Source organism: Streptomyces sp. NPDC060366 (genome assembly GCF_042725135.1).
GTDB lineage: Bacteria > Actinomycetota > Actinomycetes > Streptomycetales > Streptomycetaceae > Streptomyces.
The window spans coordinates 894,040-911,946 of the sequence record NZ_JBHXDC010000002.1; the positions used below are offsets into that span (position 1 = coordinate 894,040).

Below are 17,907 nucleotides of genomic sequence, written 5' to 3' on the forward strand. Positions count from 1 at the left end.
CCCCGGAAACCCGGCTCACACCTGCTTGCGCAGGGAGATCTCGGGTGCGGGTACCGCGCCGGGGACGGTTGTTGTACTACCCAGCGTACGCGCCCCGTCGACCGGCGCCGCCACAGGCTCGGCCGGGCGGGGAGCGCCGACCAGGGCGCGCCACGCGTCGCGGCGGGCCTGCCGGACCGTTTCCCCGGCGGAGCGCAGCGCGCTCCGGACGGCCCCGCCGGCCTCGACGGCGGCCTTCCTGGCCGGAGCCCAGACGCTGTCGCGCAGGACGTGGCCGACCGGGGTGCAGACGGAGCGGTAGAACCAGCTCACCGGCTGCCCGATCAGAATCCAGGCCAGCCATTTCAGCGCCCGGCCCACGGCCCGGGAGATCTGTCCGGCGATCCGCCAGGCGACGCCGAAGGCGGCGGCGATCTCCCGGCCGACCGGGCTGAGGACCGCGCGGTGGAACCAGCCGAGCGGGGTGATCAGCAGGGTGACGACGAGCCATACGAGCGCCGTCCAGATACCGACGGCGATCAGTGCGATGCCTCTGCCGAGCCAGGTGAGCGACCAGAGAGTGCCGTGGCCGATCGGGGTGAGCACCTGTCGGTACAGCCACACCACCGGCACCACGAGCCCGTAGTGCACCACCGGCACCAGCACATAGCGCCACAGCGCCACCCACTGCCACACGAACAACGCCTTGCCCAGCCACCCCAGCGCCACGCCCAGCACATGTCCGGTCGGCGTGAGCAACGTCTCGTACACCCAGGAGCAGACGAAGGCGATGCCGTGACCGATCGGGGTGAGGACGCTCGCGTACAGCCACACCAGCGGTACCAGGAGCCCGTAGTACGCCACCGGCACCAGCACGTACCGCCACAGCGCCACCCACGGCCACACGAACAACGCCTTGCCCAGCCACCCCAGCGCAACGCCCAGCGCACGCCCGAGCGGGGCGAGCAGCGTCTCGTACACCCACGAGCAGACGAAGGCGATGCCCCGTCCGAACGGCCGGAACACGGAGCGGTGCAGCGCCCGCGCCCCGGCGGCGAGCAGGTCCCACACCAGGCGCACCGGAACGACGAGGACCAGGACGACGATCCGCACCGGAATCCGGATGGCGGTGGTCAGACAGCCGTCGCCCGGCTCGTACCGCTCGGGTGCCGGCGGGGCCGGCCTCTTGTCCAGATCCATGCCCCACATGACGCCCCCGGCGCCCGCCCGGATCCCGGATCCGCCAACGGGACGGCGTTCGTGCCCGATTCGAGACCGGGCACCCCCGCCGCGCCTCGCTTCGGAGCCCTACTTCACGACCGTCAGCGGCAGCAGCTTCTTGCCCGTCGGGCCGATCTGGATGTCGAGGTCCAGCTGCGGGCAGACGCCGCAGTCGAAGCACGGTGTCCAGCGGCAGTCCTCGACCTCGGTCTCGTCGAGGGCGTCCTGCCAGTCCTCCCAGAGCCAGTCCTTGTCGAGACCGGAGTCCAGATGGTCCCAGGGCAGGACCTCCTCGTACGTGCGCTCACGCGTGGTGTACCAGTCGACGTCCAGGCCGAACTCCGGCAGCGTCTTCTCCGCGCTCGCCATCCAGCGGTCGTAGCTGAAGTGCTCACGCCAGCCGTCGAACCGGCCGCCGTCCTCGTAGACCGCGCGGATGACCGCGCCCACCCGGCGGTCGCCGCGCGAGAGCAGGCCCTCGACGATGCCGGGCTTGCCGTCGTGGTAGCGGAAGCCGATCGAGCGGCCGTACTTCTTGTCCGCGCGGATCTTGTCGCGGAGCTTCAGCAGGCGCGCGTCGGTCTCCTCGACGCTCAGCTGCGGCGCCCACTGGAACGGGGTGTGCGGCTTGGGCACGAACCCGCCGATGGAGACGGTGCAGCGGATGTCGTTCTGGCCGGAGACCTTGCGGCCCTCGGCGATGACCTTGACGGCCATGTCGCCGATCTGGAGGACGTCGTCGTCGGTCTCCGTCGGCAGCCCGCACATGAAGTAGAGCTTCACCTGGCGCCAGCCGTTGCCGTACGCGGTGGAGACCGTACGGATCAGGTCGTCCTCGGAGACCATCTTGTTGATGACCTTGCGCAGCCGCTCGGAGCCGCCCTCGGGGGCGAAGGTGAGACCGGAGCGCCGGCCGTTGCGCGTCAGCTCGTTGGCGAGGTCGACGTTGAAGGCGTCGACGCGGGTGGACGGGAGGGAGAGGCCGATCTTCTCCTCCTCGTACCGGTCGGCGAGGCCCTTGGCGACATCGGCGATCTCACTGTGGTCGGCGGAGGACAGCGACAGCAGGCCGACCTCCTCGAAGCCGGTCGCCTTGAGCCCCTTCTCGACCATCTCGCCGATGCCGGTGATGCTGCGCTCCCGGACGGGCCGCGTGATCATGCCGGCCTGGCAGAAGCGGCAGCCACGCGTGCAGCCGCGGAAGATCTCGACGGACATCCGCTCGTGCACGGTCTCGGCCAGCGGTACGAGCGGCTGCTTCGGGTACGGCCACTCGTCCAGGTCCATGACGGTGTGCTTGGAGATCCGCCACGGGACGCCGGAGCGGTTGGGGACGGTGCGGGCGATACGGCCGTCCGGCAGGTACTCCACGTCGTAGAAGCCGGGGACGTACACCCCGCCGGTCTTCGCGAGCCGCAGCAGCAGTTCCTCGCGGCCACCGGTCCTGCCCTCGGCCTTCCAGGCCCGGACGATCTCGGTGATCTTCAGGACGGCCTGCTCGCCGTCGCCGATGACGGCGCAGTCGATGAACTCGGCGATCGGCTCGGGGTTGAACGCCGCGTGACCGCCCGCGAGCACGATCGGGTGGTCGACGGTGCGGTCCGCCGCGTTGAGCGGGATCCCGGCCAGGTCGAGGGCCGTGAGCATGTTGGTGTAGCCGAGTTCGGTGGAGAAGGAGAGCCCGAAGACGTCGAAGGCCGAGACGGGGCGGTGCGCGTCCACCGTGAACTGCGGGACCCGGTGCTCGCGCATCAGCGCCTCGAGGTCGGGCCAGACGCTGTACGTGCGCTCCGCGAGGACGCCCTCGCGCTCGTTGAGCACCTCGTAGAGGATCATGACGCCCTGGTTGGGCAGCCCGACCTCGTACGCGTCCGGGTACATCAGCGCCCAGCGGACGTCGCACTCGTCCCAGTCCTTGACGGTGGAGTTGAGTTCACCGCCGACGTATTGGATCGGCTTCTGCACATGCGGGAGCAGAGCTTCGAGCTGTGGGAAGACCGATTCAACAGCAGACATCACGGCGACTTTCGTGGGCTGACGGGGTGACCATCCAGGCTACCCCGACGGCCACCCGCCCTTCACCGCGCGAACGGTGCCTCTCGCCGGGCGTACGCCCGCGCTCAGCCGGCCAGCGCCGTCCGCAGCTTCCGCTTCGCCGACTTCCGCCAGATTCGCGGGAGTTCGCGCTCGCGGTCCGCCGCCCGCGACTCCTCCTCGCCGTACAGCAGCCCCCAGGTGAAGGCGGACTCGCCGGCCGCGTGGGCCTGGACCGCGAGATCGCGCAGGGCGTCGCGGGCCACCACGCTGTCCTGGTGGTCGCCGAGCACGGTCTGCACGGCCTTCATCCGCTTCGAGAAGCGCTTCGCGGACTTCCCGAGGGCGGGCTCGGCCGCGTCGGCGGCGTAACGGGCACGCTTGGCGGCCTTGCGAGCGTCGTGCAGCGCCAGGTCGCGCTCCTCGCCCGGCGCGAGTCCCAGCGCGTGCTCGACGCGGCCCGCAAGGCGGTCGTAGTCCTTGACGATCGCCCGGGGCAGCACCTTGGCCGGTTTCCGGCCGGCGCCGTCCAGCAGGGGAGGATCGGCGAGCAGCGCCGCCACCGAGTCCAGCAGGCGCAGATAGCGAGCGCTGTCGAGGACGGCGAGGGTCCTGGTCCGCGCGTCGGTACGGCCCGCCGCGTCCCAGATCCGGAGCCGGGCGTGCACGGGCCCGAGCAGCAGGGTCGTGTCGTGCGCTTCGATGCCGGCCGTGAGCCGCTCGGCGAGGACCTCCTGGTCCCGGTCGACGCCCAGCTCCCCGGCGAGCCACTTCAGCTCGGCGCCGATGGGCCGGGTGGCGTCGCGGTCGAGCACCTTCTTGTACGTACGGAACAGGGACCGCATCCGGCGTGTGGCGACGCGCAGTTGGTGCACCGAGTCGGGCAGGTCGCGGCGGACGGCGGGGTCGTAGGAGACGATCGCGTCGGCCTGCTCGCGCAGATAGGCCAGCACATGGTCCCCGGCGGTGACCGGCGCGCCCTTCGAGGCGGCCCCGGCGCGCTTCCCGGGCCCGGCCCCCTTCGTGGCGGGCGCCGTCTCGGCGAGGGCCCTGGCGAGCTTGGACTTGGCGGACGCCGGACGCACTCCCGCCTTGCGGAGCACCTTCTCCACGGCGTCGAGCAGCGCCGGGTCGCCGCCGTCGGCCAGCTCGACCTCGATCTCGGTCCACTCGGCGGTTCCGGTCCCGGTCCCGCTCCCGGCCGGCCGGCGTTCGGCGCGGACGGTGTCGACGGCCACCTCGGCGAGTGTCCGGCCCGCCTCGTCGACCAGCAGGCTGGTGTCGCGGGAGGTCCGCAGCCGTACGACGGGGGTCAACGCCGCGCCCCGGACCCGTGAGCGCACCAGCGCCGCGAGTTCGCCCGGGAGGGTGTCGGAGAGCGGGGCCTGGATCTCGTCACGGACGCCGTCGCCGACGGGGAACTTGAGATGCCAGCCCTCGTCGGCGCCGCCGGTCCGGCGGCGCAGCGTGAGGGAGTCGGCGGTCAGCCGGAGGTCCGGTGTGTCGTGGTAGACGGCGTCCAGTTCGGTGACGCCGCGCGCCGTGACGGCCGAGACCGAGCGGACCTTGGTGAGGTCGGGCAGTGGGGAAGGGCCACCGGGCCGCGAGTTGTCGCCGCCCTCCGGCCGTACCGGGAGTTCGTACTTGCGTTCGATCTCGCGCTTCGTGTCCGCCATCTTCACAAACGTAGTCGCAGGGGCCGCCGAGTGGCAGCCCCCGCGACGCCGAACGGGCGGATCACGCCGACATCGGCCGCTGCACCCTGATCGACTGGAGCAGTCCGACCGCGATCCAGACCGCGAACATCGACGTGCCTCCGTAGGAGACGAACGGCAGTGGCAGCCCCGCCACGGGCATGATCCCGAGCGTCATCCCGACGTTCTCGAAGGACTGGAAGGCGAACCAGGCGATGATCCCGGCCGCCACGATCGTCCCGTACAGCTCCGTCGTCTCACGGGCGATCCGGCAGGCGCGCCACAGCACCACGCCGAGCAGCAGCAGGATCAGCCCGGCGCCGAGGAAGCCCAGTTCCTCGCCCGCGACGGTGAAGACGAAGTCGGTCTGCTGCTCGGGGACGAACTGACCGGTGGTCTGGGAGCCCTTGAAGAGTCCGGTGCCGGTGAGCCCGCCCGAACCGATCGCGATCCGCGCCTGGTTGGTGTTGTAGCCGACGCCCGCCGGGTCGAGTTCCGGGTTGGCGAAGGCGGCGAAGCGGTTGATCTGGTACTCGTCGAGCACCCCGAGCGCGGCGACCGCGACGGCGCCCACGACACCGGCGCCGACGAGCCCGAAGATCCACCGGTTGGACGCCCCGGAGGAGAGCAGGACGCCGAGCACGATCACCGCCATGACCATGACCGAGCCGAGGTCCGGCATCATCATGACGATCACGATCGGGACGACCGCCAGGCCCAGGGACTTGGCGACCGTCCGATGGTCCGGATGGACCTGATCACCCGCGTCGACTCTGGCCGCGAGCAGCATCGCCATGCCCAGGATGATCGTGATCTTCACGAACTCCGAGGGCTGGAGGGTGAAGCCGCCGCCGAGCACGATCCAGGCGTGCGCGCCGTTGATGGTGGCGCCGAGCGGGGTGAGGACCAGCAGCACGAGCACGACGGAGATGCCGTAGAGGACGGGCACCGCGCCGCGCAGGGTGCGGTGACCGAGCCAGATCGTGCCGATCATCAGGGCCAGCCCGATACCGGTGTTCAGTATGTGGCGGAAGAAGAAGTGGTACGGATCGCCCTGGTTGAGATCCGTACGGTTCCGGGTCGCCGACCAGACCAGCACCGACCCGACCGCCGAGAGCGCGACCGCGGAGAACATCAGCGGCCAGTCCAGCCTGCGCGCCATCGAGTCACGGGCGGCGAGCGTCGCCCAGAGCCCGCGCTCGGGACCGTATCCGGAGACGGAGAAGCCGCCTGTGCCGGCCATGGGTCAGTCCCTCCGCGCGGGTGGGCCCGCGAGTGGTCCGTTGTCGTTCGGTGCCTGGCCCGGATCGTCCGGGGCCTGCCCGGCGTTGTCCGGTGCCTGCCCGGCGTTGTCCGGTGCCTGGCCCGCGTCGGGTGCCTGGCCCGCGTCGCCGGGTGCCTGCGGCACCTGTCCGGTGTTGTCACCGGCCGGTGCGAGCTCGTTGCCGTCCAGCGGCGTCTTGTCCGGCACATACGGCTTGACGGGCGGCGCGTCGATCGAGCCGTCGGGCTCGATCTTGGGCAGCGACTTTCGCGGCTCGGGCAGCAGGGCCTTCTTGAGGTTCTGCCCGCCCTTCGTGTCGAGGCCGTACATCGCCTCGTAGATCTTGCGCACGGCGGGGCCCGAGGCTCCGGAGCCCGTACCACCCTGGGAGATCGTCATGACGATCGTGTAGTCCTCGGTGTACGAGGCGAACCAGGAGGTCGTCTGCTTGCCGTAGACCTCGGCCGTACCCGTCTTGGCGTGCATCGGGATCTTGTCCTGCGGCCAGCCGCCGAACCGCCAGGCGGCCGAACCCGTCGTCGCCACTCCCGCGAGGGCCTTGTTCAGCTGGTCGCGCAGCTTTCTGTCGACCGGCAGCTTGCCGTGCGACTGGGGCTTGATCTCCTCGACGCTCTTGCCGTCGGGGCTGACGATCGCCTTGCCGACGCTCGGGGTGTACATCGTGCCGCCGTTGGCGATCGCCGAGTAGATCGTGGCCATCTGGATCGGGGTGACGAGCGTGTCGCCCTGGCCGATCGAGTAGTTGACCGCGTCACCGGCGCGCATCCGGTTGCCTTCGAGGCAGCCCTCGTACGCGAGTTGCTCGACGTACGTGCCGCCCTTCTTGCCCTGCTTGCACCAGCCGACCTTGTTGGCCTCCCAGAAGTCCTGCTTCCACTTGCGGTCCGGGATCCGGCCCGCGGTCTCGTTGGGGAGGTCGATACCGGTCTCCTTGGCGAGACCGAACTGCTTGGCGGTCTTGTAGAACCAGTCGTTGGCGCCCTTCCTGGGCTTGTTGCCGCCGTCCTTCTGCCACTCCTTGTGCGCGAGCCCGTAGAAGACGGTGTCGCAGGAGACCTCCAGGGCGCGGCCGAGGTCGATGCTGCCGTAGCCCTGGGACTCGAAGTTCTTGAAGACCTGGTTGCCGATGGAGTACGAACTGGGGCACGGGTAGCTGCCGTTGAAGTCGTATCCGGCCTTGACCGCCGCGGTCGACGAGATGACCTTGAAGATCGAGCCGGGGGCGGCCTGCGACTGGATCCCCCGGTTCAGCAGCGGGAAGTTGGACTTCTTGCTGGTGAGCTTGGAGTAGTCCTTCGCGGAGATCCCGCCGACCCAGGCGTTGGGGTCGTACGTCGGCTGGGAGGCCATCGAGACGACGCGGCCGGTCTTGGACTCCAGGACGACCACGGCCCCGGCGTCGGCCTTGTAGTTCTCGTTGGTGTTGCGGTCCATCTCCTTGCGCGCCGCCTTCATCGCCTCGTTGAGCTCGTACTCGGCAACAGCCTGCACGCGCGCGTCGATGGAGGTGATGATGTTGGAGCCCGGCTCCGCCTGGTCGCTCTTGGCCTGGCCGATGACCCGGCCGAGGTTGTCGACCTCGTAGCGGGTGACGCCCGCGTCACCGCGCAGGTATTTGTCGTACGTGCGCTCCAGGCCGGAGCGGCCGACCTGGTCGGAGCGGAGGAACGGCGAGTCGGTGTCCTGCGCCTTGGTGATCTCCTCGTCGGTGACCGGCGAGAGATAACCGAGCACCTGGGCGGTGTTGGCCTTGGCGGGCGCGGCGTAGCGGCGCACGGCGGTCGGTTCGGCGGTGATGCCGGGGAAGTCCTCGGCGCGCTCGCGGATCTGAAGCGCCTGCTGGGTGGTGGCCTCGTCGGTGACGGGGATCGGCTGGTAGGGCGAACCGTTCCAGCAGGGCTGCGGCGTCTCGTTGTCGCAGAGCCTGACCTTGTCGTGGACGTCCTTGGGCTTCATGCCGAGGACGTCGGAGAGGCGCGTGAGGACGGCTTCCCCGCCGTCCTTCATCTTCATCAGCTCGGTGCGGCTGGCGGAGACGACGAGACGGGTCTCGTTGTCGGCGAGCGGCACACCCTGCGAGTCGAGGATCGAGCCCCGGACCGCGGGCTGGACGACCTGCTGCACATGGTTGTTCTTGGCCTCGTCCGTGTACTCCGCGCCGTTGCGGACCTGGAGGTACCAGAGCCGTCCGCCGAGCGTGAGCAGGAGCGAGAAGACCAGGACCTGGATGACGACGAGCCGGATCTGGACCCGCGGCGTCCGTCCGGTCTCCGGAATGTTGCTCACAGTCGTTTGACCCCCTTGATCCGTCCGGCCCGTGCCGCGCGGGAGCGGGCCGTCTTCATCCGCAGTCCACCGCGCTGGTTCCCGATCTTCAGTCCGGTCCCCGCCGACAGCCAGCCGGAGGCGACGTCGCTGCCACCGCTCGACTTCTCGGCGAGCGGATCGTTCTCGGCGCGTCTGGCCAGGGCCATGATCAGCGGCACGGTGAACGGGGCGAGCAGCAGGTCGTAGATGGCCGCCGTGACGACCAGGTTGGCCAGGCCTACGTGGCGTGCGGCGGTGTCGCCGACGAGAGCGCCGACTCCCGCGTACAGCAGGGTGGTGGTGACGGCCGCGCCGACCACCACGACCATCGGGCCCAGCGCCGTGCGCAGTTGGCCATTGTCGGGCTTGGCGAGTCCGGCGAGATAACCGATCAGACAGAGCACCAGCGCGTACCGGCCGGCGGCGTGGTCGGCGGGCGGGGCGAGGTCGGCGAGGAGCCCGGCGCCGAAGCCGATGACCGCGCCGCTGGTGTGCCCGTAGACGAGGGCGAGCGCGACGACGACGAGGAGCAGCAGATCGGGTACGGCTCCGGGGAGTTGGAGGCGGGCGAGTACGGACACCTGGACGACCAGCGCGACCACGACCAGGGTGATGGAGAGCAGCGTCCGGTTGAAGCGCATGGGGATCAGCTCTACTCCTGCTCGTTGACCTGGCCGTCGCCCGGGGCGGCCTGGCCGCCTGGCGACGGGGTCACCGTGACGGTGACGGTCGGTGTGGGCTTGGGCTTGGCGGGCTTCTTCGGCAGGACCATGTCGCGCGGGTCCTCGCGGGGTGCCTGGACGACGACGCCGACGATGTCGAGCTTGCTGAAGCCGACGTACGGGCGGACGAAGATGTCGCGCGTGAGGTCACCGCCGGCGGGGTCGACGCGTACGACCTGGCCGACCGGCACTCCGGGTACGAACGGCCGGTCCTTGCTGGAGCCGAACGTGACCAGCCGGTCGCCGTTCTTCACCTTGGCCTTGCCGTTGAGGAGTTGGACGTTGAGCGGCTGGTCGCCCTGGCCGGTGGCGAAGCCCAGTTCGTCGGACTTCTCCATCCGGGTGCCGACCGTGAAGTCCGGGTCGTTGGCGAGCAGTACGGTCGCGGTGTTCGGTCCCACGGTGGTGACGCGGCCGACGAGCCCGTCCCCGTTCAGTACGGTCATGTCGCGCTTGAGGCCGTCGTTGGCGCCCGCGTCGATGGTCACGGTCCAGGAGAAGCCCTGGGCCGCTCCGATGGCGATGACCTCGGCGGCCTTTATGCCGTACTGGCCCGCGCCCGCGGTCTTGAGGAGCTTGTCCAGCTCCTTGACCCGGCTCCGGTTGCGGTCGTCGCTGCCGAGCCGCTGCTTGAGCGCCGCGTTCTCCCGCTCCAGGAGGGTCACGCGGTCGTGCCGCCCACCGGAGTCCCGTACGGCCCCGATGGCGTTGCCGACCGGGTCGACGGCTTTCGCGACACCGTTCTGCACGGGTCCGAAGACCGTGGCCGCGGCCTGTCGGGCACCGTCGACGGGTGACGCCTCTCCCCCGCGGATATCCACCGTGATCAGTGCGAACGCGATGGCGATCAGCAGCACCAGGAGCAGCCGGCTCTCTCGTGTGTCCCTCACGTGCGGCGGCCGTGCCTTCCTCGTTGGAATGCCTCGTCGGAAAATTTCACGCGAATCGCGGGAATCCCCCGGAAGGGATTCGTCGCAATTGGCGCATCGGATTGGTCTTGTCTGTATATCAACGATCCACCGGCGGGGACGTCAGCGTTCCATATGGGGTGTCCCCCGGGCCTGTTGGGGCCCGGGGGATATTCACCCTTTTCGTGATCTGCTGCATGATCTGCCTCATGATCCGCGGATCAGGCCGGGCGGCGGTCGGTCACCTGCGCGGTGAGGCGTCCAGCACCTGCTGGAGTGCCTCGAACTCCTCGACGCACTTGCCGGAGCCGAGAGCCACCGAATCGAGCGGGTCCTCGGCGATGTGGATGGGCATGCCGGTCTCACGGCGCAGCCGCTCGTCGAGGCCGCGCAGCAGGGCGCCGCCGCCGGTGAGGACGATGCCGCGGTCCATCACGTCGCCGGAGAGCTCCGGCGGACACTTGTCGAGCGTGGTCTTCACGGCGTCGACGATGGCGTTGACCGGCTCCTCGATGGCCTTGCGGACCTCGGCGGCCGAGATGACGACGGTCTTCGGCAGCCCCGACACCAGGTCGCGGCCGCGGATCTCGGTGTGTTCGTCCTTGTCGAGGTCGTAGGCCGAACCGATGGTGATCTTGATCTGTTCGGCGGTCCGCTCGCCGAGGAGGAGCGAGTACTCCTTCTTGATGTGCTGGATGATCGCGTTGTCCAGCTCGTCACCGGCGACCCGGATCGACTGGGCGGTGACGATCCCGCCGAGCGAGATCACCGCGACCTCGGTGGTGCCGCCGCCGATGTCCACGACCATGTTGCCGGTCGCCTCGTGGACGGGGAGTCCCGAGCCGATGGCGGCGGCCATGGGCTCTTCGATGATGTGCACCTGACGGGCGCCCGCCTGGGTGGACGCCTCGATGACGGCGCGTCGCTCGACTCCCGTGATGCCCGAGGGCACACAGACGACGACCCGCGGACGGGCCAGATAGCGACGCTTGTGGATCTTGAGAATGAAGTAGCGCAACATGCGTTCGGTGATCTCGAAGTCGGCGATCACGCCGTCCTTCAGTGGCCGGACGGCAACGATGTTGCCCGGTGTCCGGCCGATCATCTTCTTCGCTTCGGCGCCGACCGCGAGAATGCCGCCCGTGTTGGTGTTGATGGCGACGACGGACGGCTCGTTGAGCACGATCCCTCGACCCCTGACGTACACCAGCGTGTTGGCGGTCCCGAGGTCGACAGCCATGTCACGGCCGATGAACGACATCTTGTTCCCCATGAGGATGCGTCTGGCCTTCCCAAATCGAGCATTGACGGCTTTTCAGGATGGCGAGGTGGATGCTGTGGCGAGGAGGCTTCCATCGTAGTGCCGCCCGTACTGACGCGGCGCGGTAGATCCACCTCTTATAAAGGTGACGATGTGTCGAAGCCATGCGTTCCCGATCTGGCTCCGCATATGCCGGGGGTGGCCGAATTCCGTCGGTCGCCGCAGGCGCGCTCAGCGCTGTATGGCTGACGTGTGGTCAGGAAAGACCAGCTTAAGGGGTGTCTTTCAGTGCTCGGGAAAGAAAAGTTTCAGTTCCCGAATGGCGGACTCCTCGGAGTCCGACGCGTGGATCAGGTTCTCCCGGACAATCGTCCCGAAGTCCCCCCGAATGGACCCCGGCGCCGCGGCGATCGGGTCAGTGGGGCCCGCCAGGGCGCGTACGCCCTCGATGACGCGCTCGCCCTCGACGACCAGCGCGACGACCGGGCCCGACGCCATGAACTCGATCAGCGGCTCGTAGAAGGGGCGGCCCTTGTGCTCGCCGTAGTGCTGCTCCAGCGTGCTGTCGTCGAGCGTACGCAGCTCCAGCGCGGTGATGCTCCAGCCGGCCTTGCGCTCGATACGGCCGATGATCTCTCCCACCAAAGCGCGGCGGACGGCGTCCGGCTTGAGGAGGACGAGAGTGCGCTGGGTCATGGTGTGCGGCTCCTTGCGGGCATTCGCTGCGGGCAAACGGGTGAAGTGGTGTGAGGCTACAGGTGCGCGCGGGCCGTGCCGTACCCGGTACAGGTAGGGGCGGGGGCTTAGGGCGTGTCCGCCGACGCCTGCGCACCGGCCTGCTCGGCCCATCGCGCCTTCGCCGCGTCGATCTTGCGCCCGAAGTGGACCGAGGCCCACCACAGCGCGCCGAAGAGCACTCCCAGGAAGAACATCGCCGGCACCACGAAACCGCCCGCGATCAGCGCGATCTGGAACGCCCAGCCGAGCTGGACCCCGCCCGGCCTGGTGATCATGCCGCACAGCAGCAGGGACAGCAGCATCGCGACACCGCAGACCGTCCACACGGTCGTCATCGAGAGGTCGTCCGACTTCATGGCGACGAGCCCGGCGAAGCCGATCACGAAGAACTCACCGATCAGCGTCGACGCGCAGAGCGTACGCATGCGGAATCAGCCCTTTCCCAGAAGCAGCCGGGCCTCGCCGACCGTGATCACCGAACCGGTCACCAGCACCCCGGCGCCCGCGTACTCGTCGTCCTCCTCGGCGAGCGTGATCGCCGCCTCCAGCGCGTCGTCGAGCCGGGGCTCGACCTGTACGCGGTCGTCGCCGAACAGCTCGACGGCCACGGCCGCCAGTTCGTCCGCGCTCATCGCCCGGTCGCTCGAGTTCTCCGTGACGACGATCTCCGCGAAGACCGGCTCCAGGGCTTCGAGCAGCCCGCGGACGTCCTTGCCCGCGCTCGCGCCGACCACCCCGATCAGTCTGCTGAAGCCGAACGCCTCACCGACCGCCGCGGCGGCGGCCCGCGCCCCCGCCGGATTGTGCGCCGCGTCCAGGACGACCGTCGGCGAGCGCCGTACGACCTCCAGACGGCCCGGCGAGACCACGGAGGCGAACGCCGCGCGCACCGTTTCCAGGTCCATGGGGCGGGCGTGTTCGGCGCCGACCCCGAAGAACGCCTCGACCGCCGCCAGCGCCACCACCGCGTTGTGCGCCTGATGGGCGCCGTGCAGCGGGAGGAAGATCTGCTCGTACTCACCACCGAGGCCGCGCAGCGTCAGCATCTGCCCGCCGACCGCCACCTCGCGGGAGACGATGCCGAACTCCATGCCCTCGCGCGCCACCGTCGCGTCCACGTCGACGGCCTTCTTCAGCATCACCTGCGCCGCGTCCACCGGCTGCTGCGCCAGGACGACCGTCGCGCCCTGCTTGATGATCCCGGCCTTCTCCACGGCGATCTCGCCCGGCGTGGAGCCGAGCCGGTCGGTGTGGTCCAGGTCGATGGGGGTGACGACGGCGACGGTGGCGTCGATCACGTTCGTCGCGTCCCAGGTGCCGCCCATGCCCACCTCGACCACCGCGGCGTCCACCGGCGCGTCCGCGAAGGCCGCGTACGCCATGCCGGTGAGCACCTCGAAGAACGAGAGCCGGTACTCCTGCGCGCCGTCCACCATGTCGACGTACGGCTTGATGTCCTCGTACGTCTCGATGAACCGCTCCGGGGAGATCGGTTCGCCGTCGAGACTGATCCGCTCGGTGACCGAGGAGACGTGCGGGCTGGTGTAGCGGCCGGTGCGCAGATCGAACGCGCCGAGCAGCGCCTCGATCATGCGGGCCGTGGACGTCTTGCCGTTGGTGCCGGTGAGGTGGATCGAGGGATACGCCCGCTGGGGGTCACCGAGCACGTCCATCAGTGCCTCGATGCGCCTGACCGACGGCTCGAGCTTCGTCTCGCCCCAGCGGCCGGCCAGCTCCTGCTCGACGGCGCGCAGCGCCCTGTCGACCTCCGGGTCGGTGGGCCGGGCCGGGACGCCGTCACCCTGCGGGGGGCCCGCCTGGGTGCGCAGCGTACGGCTCCCGGCCTCGATGACGGCGAGGTCGGGGTCGCGGGTTGTCTCGGCGTGGACGATGTCGTCGAAATCGTCGTCGTACTCGCCGGGCTGGTCTGGCTGGTCGGGCTGCTGCTCGCTCACACGACCAGTCTACGGAGCGGGTACGACACGTTCGCCGCCCCGCCCCGTCGACCGGTACGGGCCCCGGTCTCAGCTCTCCGGGAGAGCCGCGAGCTGCGCCGTGATCCGCTCGATGTCCGCGTCCGCCTTGGACAGCCGGCCGCGGATCTTGTCGACCACGTTGTCCGGTGCCTTCGCCAGGAACGCCTCGTTGCCGAGCTTGGCCACGGCCTGCTGCTTCTCCTTCTCGGCGGCGTCCCGGTCCTTCGTCAGCCGCTTGCGCTCCGCCGCGACGTCGATCGTGCCGGACAGGTCGAGCGCGACCGTCGCACCCGCGACCGGCAGGGTCGCGGTGGCGTGGAAGTCGTCGCCCGCCGCCTGGAGACGCAGCACCTGCCGGATGGCCGCCTCGTGCGCGGCGAGCGGCGTGGCGGACAGGTCGAGCCGCCCCGGGACCTTCTGTCCCGACTGGAGGCCCTGGTCGGCGCGGAACCGGCGGACCTCGGTGACGACCTGCTGGAGGTGCTCGATCTCACGCTCGGCGGCCTGGTCGCGGAAGCCGGAGTCGGCCGGCCAGTCGGCGACGACCACCGACTCCTTGCCGGTCAGCGTCGTCCACAGCGTCTCGGTGACGAAGGGCACGATCGGGTGCAGCAGACGCAGGGTGACGTCCAGGACCTCGCCGAGGACGCGCCCGGAGACCTTCGCCTGCTCGCCGCCCGCGAAGAACGTCGTCTTGGACAGCTCGACGTACCAGTCGAAGACCTCGTCCCACGCGAAGTGGAAGAGGGCGTCGCTGAGCTTCGCGAACTGGTAGTCCTCGTAGAGGGCGTCGACCTGGGCGACGGTCTCGTTCAGCCGCGAGAGGATCCAGCGGTCCGTGGCGGACATCTCCGAGGCGTCGGGCAGCGGGCCCTCGACCGTCGCGCCGTTCATCATCGCGAAACGCGTCGCGTTCCAGATCTTGTTGGCGAAGTTGCGTGAGCCCTGGACCCAGTCCTCGCCGATGGGCACGTCGACACCGGGGTTGGCACCCCGCGCGAGCGTGAAGCGGACCGCGTCGGCGCCGTACTTGTCCATCCAGTCCAGCGGATCGACCGCGTTGCCGAAGGACTTCGACATCTTCTTGCCGAACTGGTCGCGGACCATGCCGTGCAGCGCGATCGTGTGGAACGGCGGTGTGCCGTCCATCGCGTACAGACCGAACATCATCATCCGGGCGACCCAGAAGAAGAGGATGTCGTATCCCGTGACCAGGACCGAGTTCGGATAGAACTTCTCCAGGCTCGGGGTCTGTTCGGGCCAGCCGAGCGTGGAGAACGGCCACAGCCCGGACGAGAACCAGGTGTCCAGGACGTCCGTGTCCTGGTGCCAGCCCTCACCGGTCGGCGGCTCGTCGTTCGGGCCGACACAGACGGTCTCACCGTTCGGGCCGTGCCAGACCGGGATCCGGTGGCCCCACCACAACTGCCGTGAGATGTTCCAGTCGTTGAGGTTGTCGATCCACGCGAAGTAGCGGGACTCCATCTCCTTGGGGTGGATCGTGACGCGGCCGTCGCGGACGGCGTCGCCGGCCTCCTTGGCGAGCGTTTCGACCTTGACCCACCACTGGAGCGAGAGGCGGGGCTCGACGGTCGTCTTGCAGCGCGAGCAGTGGCCCACGGAGTGGACGTACGGCCGCTTCTCGGCGACGATCCGGCCGTCCGCGCGGAGCGCGGCGACGATGGCGGAGCGGGCCTCGTAGCGGTCGAGTCCCTGGAAGGGGCCGGGGGTCGTGATCACGGCCCGCTCGTCCATGACCGTGACGTTCGGCAGGTCGTGGCGACGGCCGATCTCGAAGTCGTTCGGGTCGTGCGCGGGCGTGACCTTGACGGCGCCCGTGCCGAACTCGGGGTCGACGTGCGTGTCCGCGACGACCGGGATCGTGCGGTCGGTCAGCGGCAGTTTGATCCGCCTGCCGACCAGGTGCGCGTAACGCTCGTCGTCCGGGTGGACGGCGACGGCGGTGTCACCCAGCATCGTCTCGGCGCGGGTGGTGGCGACGACGAGCGTCTCGTCCCCGTCCCCGTACTTGATGGAGACCAACTCGCCGTCGTCGTCCTGGTACTCGACCTCGATGTCGGAGATGGCGGTGAGACAGCGCGGGCACCAGTTGATGATGCGCTCGGCGCGGTAGATCAGCCCGTCGTCGAAGAGCCGCTTGAAGATGGTCTGGACGGCGTCGGACAGCCCGTCGTCCATCGTGAACCGCTCACGGGACCAGGCGACGCCGTCGCCGAGGCGCCGCATCTGCCCGGAGATCTGGCCGCCGGACTCTTCCTTCCACTGCCAGACGCGCTCGACGAACGCCTCACGCCCCAGGTCGTGCCGGGACTTGCCCTCCTTGGCCAGCTCGCGCTCGACGACGTTCTGCGTGGCGATACCGGCGTGGTCCATGCCGGGCTGCCACAGCGTCTCGTAGCCCTGCATGCGCTTACGGCGCGTCAGGGCGTCGATGATCGTGTGCTCGAAGGCGTGCCCGAGGTGCAGGCTGCCGGTGACGTTCGGCGGCGGGATGACGATCGTGTACGGGGGCTTGCCACTCTTCTCGTCAGCCTCGAAGTAGCCGCGTTCTACCCAGCGCTCGTACAGCTTCCCCTCCACCTCGGCCGGCGCGTACTGGGTCGGCAGTTCAGGGTTGGCTGCGGGCTGCGCTTGAGAGTTCTCGGTCACGCTGGACAGTTTAGAGCCGTCACAGCTCCGCACTGAAACGGGATAGTTCGGTAACGGTGCGCCCCCCGATGGTCCATGTCCCCGGTCCTTCAGTCAGGATGTCGGGAACGCATAAATATCTGGAGGGGACAGAGCACATGAGTTACAACCAGCCGGGCCCGTACGGTGGGCAGCAGCCGCAGGGCCAGCCCGGACCGTACGGACAGCAGCCGCCGCAGGGCCAGCCCGGCTACGGGTACCCGCAGCAGCCGCCGCAGGGTGAGCAGCCGGGGTACGGCTACCCGCAGCAGGCGCCGCAGGGAGTCCCCCAGCAGGGCTACGGCCAGCCCCAGCAGCCGGGCCCGTACGGCCAGCCGCAGCAGCCTCCGTACGGCGGAGCCCCCGGGTTCCCGCCGCCGCAGGGTGGCCAGCCGAAGAAGAAGACGGGCCTGATCATAGGCTCGGTGGTCGTGGCACTCGCGGTGATCGGTGGTGGGGCGTACTTCCTGGTGGGCGGAGGCAGCAGCGATGTCGCCGACGACGGTCCGCACAAGCTGACAACGCCCGCGACGGTGATCGGCGGCGAGTACAAGAAGAGCGAGAGCTCCGACGGCTCGGACAGCGGCGGCATGAGCAAGGACGACCTGAAGGACGCACAGAAGTGGGGTGTCAAGAACCCCAAGGACGTGAGCGCCCAGTACGAGTCGGGATCCGTCGAGGAGAACCCGTTCGGCGCGAAGATCCTGCCGTTCGCCGGTGTCTGGGGCGAGATCGAGGACCCGGAGAAGGCCGTCGACGGCATGTTCGGCTACCTGAAGTCGGAGTCCGAGAAGGACAGCGGCAGCGACGTGCCCGCGCTCGTCGGGAGCCCGAAGGCGTTCGAGCCGGAGGGCCTGGACGGCGCGGTTCTCAAGTGCCAGGAGATGTCGCTGAAGAACGCGGACGCGTCCGCGGGCCCCAAGGAGATGAAGTTCTCCGTCTGCATCTGGGGTGACTACAGCACGCTGGGCTTCGCGATGCCGGTGGACATGGCGTCGGCGATGGCCGGCAAGGGCGGCTCGCTCGAAGAGGCCGCGGCCACGACCGCCAAGCTGCGCAAGGACGTTCGCGTCAAGCTCTGACGGACCCGTCCG

Annotated in this window: 13 protein-coding genes; 1 reads left to right on the plus strand and 12 read right to left on the minus strand. The window is 69.4% G+C overall.

Annotated features, from left to right (window positions below; translation table 11 throughout):
* Positions 1-15: 15 nt before the first annotated feature.
* From ACFWHU_RS08645 to ACFWHU_RS08700, 12 genes are all read right to left on the minus strand, one after another.
* Positions 16-1,179, minus strand: a complete 1,164-nt coding sequence (locus ACFWHU_RS08645) for a hypothetical protein (protein WP_387224417.1) — start codon at positions 1,177-1,179, stop codon at positions 16-18.
* 108 nt (positions 1,180-1,287) lie between these two features.
* Entirely contained in the window at positions 1,288-3,216 is a 1,929-nt protein-coding gene (locus tag ACFWHU_RS08650) for a TIGR03960 family B12-binding radical SAM protein (RefSeq protein WP_385795272.1), read from the minus strand.
* Positions 3,217-3,320: 104 nt separating this feature from the next.
* On the minus strand, positions 3,321-4,910 hold the full coding sequence (locus tag ACFWHU_RS08655; protein ID WP_387224418.1) for a CHAD domain-containing protein: 1,590 nt from the start codon (positions 4,908-4,910) through the stop codon (positions 3,321-3,323).
* Positions 4,911-4,971: 61 nt separating this feature from the next.
* Positions 4,972-6,171, minus strand: a complete 1,200-nt coding sequence (gene rodA / locus ACFWHU_RS08660) for a rod shape-determining protein RodA (protein WP_385795285.1) — start codon at positions 6,169-6,171, stop codon at positions 4,972-4,974.
* 3 nt (positions 6,172-6,174) lie between these two features.
* Positions 6,175-8,499: a penicillin-binding protein 2 gene (gene mrdA / locus ACFWHU_RS08665; RefSeq protein WP_387224419.1), complete on the minus strand. Its 2,325-nt coding sequence runs from the start codon at positions 8,497-8,499 to the stop codon at positions 6,175-6,177.
* Positions 8,496-9,161, minus strand: coding sequence for a rod shape-determining protein MreD (mreD, locus tag ACFWHU_RS08670; protein ID WP_387224420.1), 666 nt, complete (start codon positions 9,159-9,161; stop codon positions 8,496-8,498). The genes mrdA and mreD overlap by 4 nt, the downstream gene beginning before the upstream one ends.
* An 11-nt stretch (positions 9,162-9,172) precedes the next feature.
* On the minus strand, positions 9,173-10,132 hold the full coding sequence (gene mreC / locus ACFWHU_RS08675; protein WP_385795293.1) for a rod shape-determining protein MreC: 960 nt from the start codon (positions 10,130-10,132) through the stop codon (positions 9,173-9,175).
* 259 nt (positions 10,133-10,391) lie between these two features.
* A complete protein-coding gene (locus tag ACFWHU_RS08680; protein WP_031231655.1) occupies positions 10,392-11,411 on the minus strand; it encodes a rod shape-determining protein in 1,020 nt (339 codons plus the stop codon).
* A 285-nt stretch (positions 11,412-11,696) separates the two neighbouring features.
* Positions 11,697-12,107, minus strand: coding sequence for a nucleoside-diphosphate kinase (ndk, locus tag ACFWHU_RS08685; RefSeq protein ID WP_385795296.1), 411 nt, complete (start codon positions 12,105-12,107; stop codon positions 11,697-11,699).
* Positions 12,108-12,214: 107 nt separating this feature from the next.
* Positions 12,215-12,574, minus strand: coding sequence for a DUF4233 domain-containing protein (locus ACFWHU_RS08690; protein ID WP_387224421.1), 360 nt, complete (start codon positions 12,572-12,574; stop codon positions 12,215-12,217).
* Between the two features lie 6 nt (positions 12,575-12,580).
* Positions 12,581-14,104 (minus strand): bifunctional folylpolyglutamate synthase/dihydrofolate synthase, encoded by a 1,524-nt coding sequence (locus ACFWHU_RS08695; protein WP_385795301.1) that lies wholly within the window; start codon positions 14,102-14,104, stop codon positions 12,581-12,583.
* A gap of 69 nt (positions 14,105-14,173) precedes the next feature.
* Positions 14,174-16,795, minus strand: coding sequence for a valine--tRNA ligase (locus ACFWHU_RS08700; RefSeq protein ID WP_387224422.1), 2,622 nt, complete (start codon positions 16,793-16,795; stop codon positions 14,174-14,176).
* Positions 16,796-16,932: 137 nt separating this feature from the next.
* On the opposite strand from ACFWHU_RS08700, the gene ACFWHU_RS08705 reads away from it, so the two are divergent.
* Entirely contained in the window at positions 16,933-17,895 is a 963-nt protein-coding gene (locus ACFWHU_RS08705; RefSeq protein WP_385795307.1) for a hypothetical protein, read from the plus strand.
* The last annotated feature ends 12 nt before the right edge of the window (positions 17,896-17,907 follow it).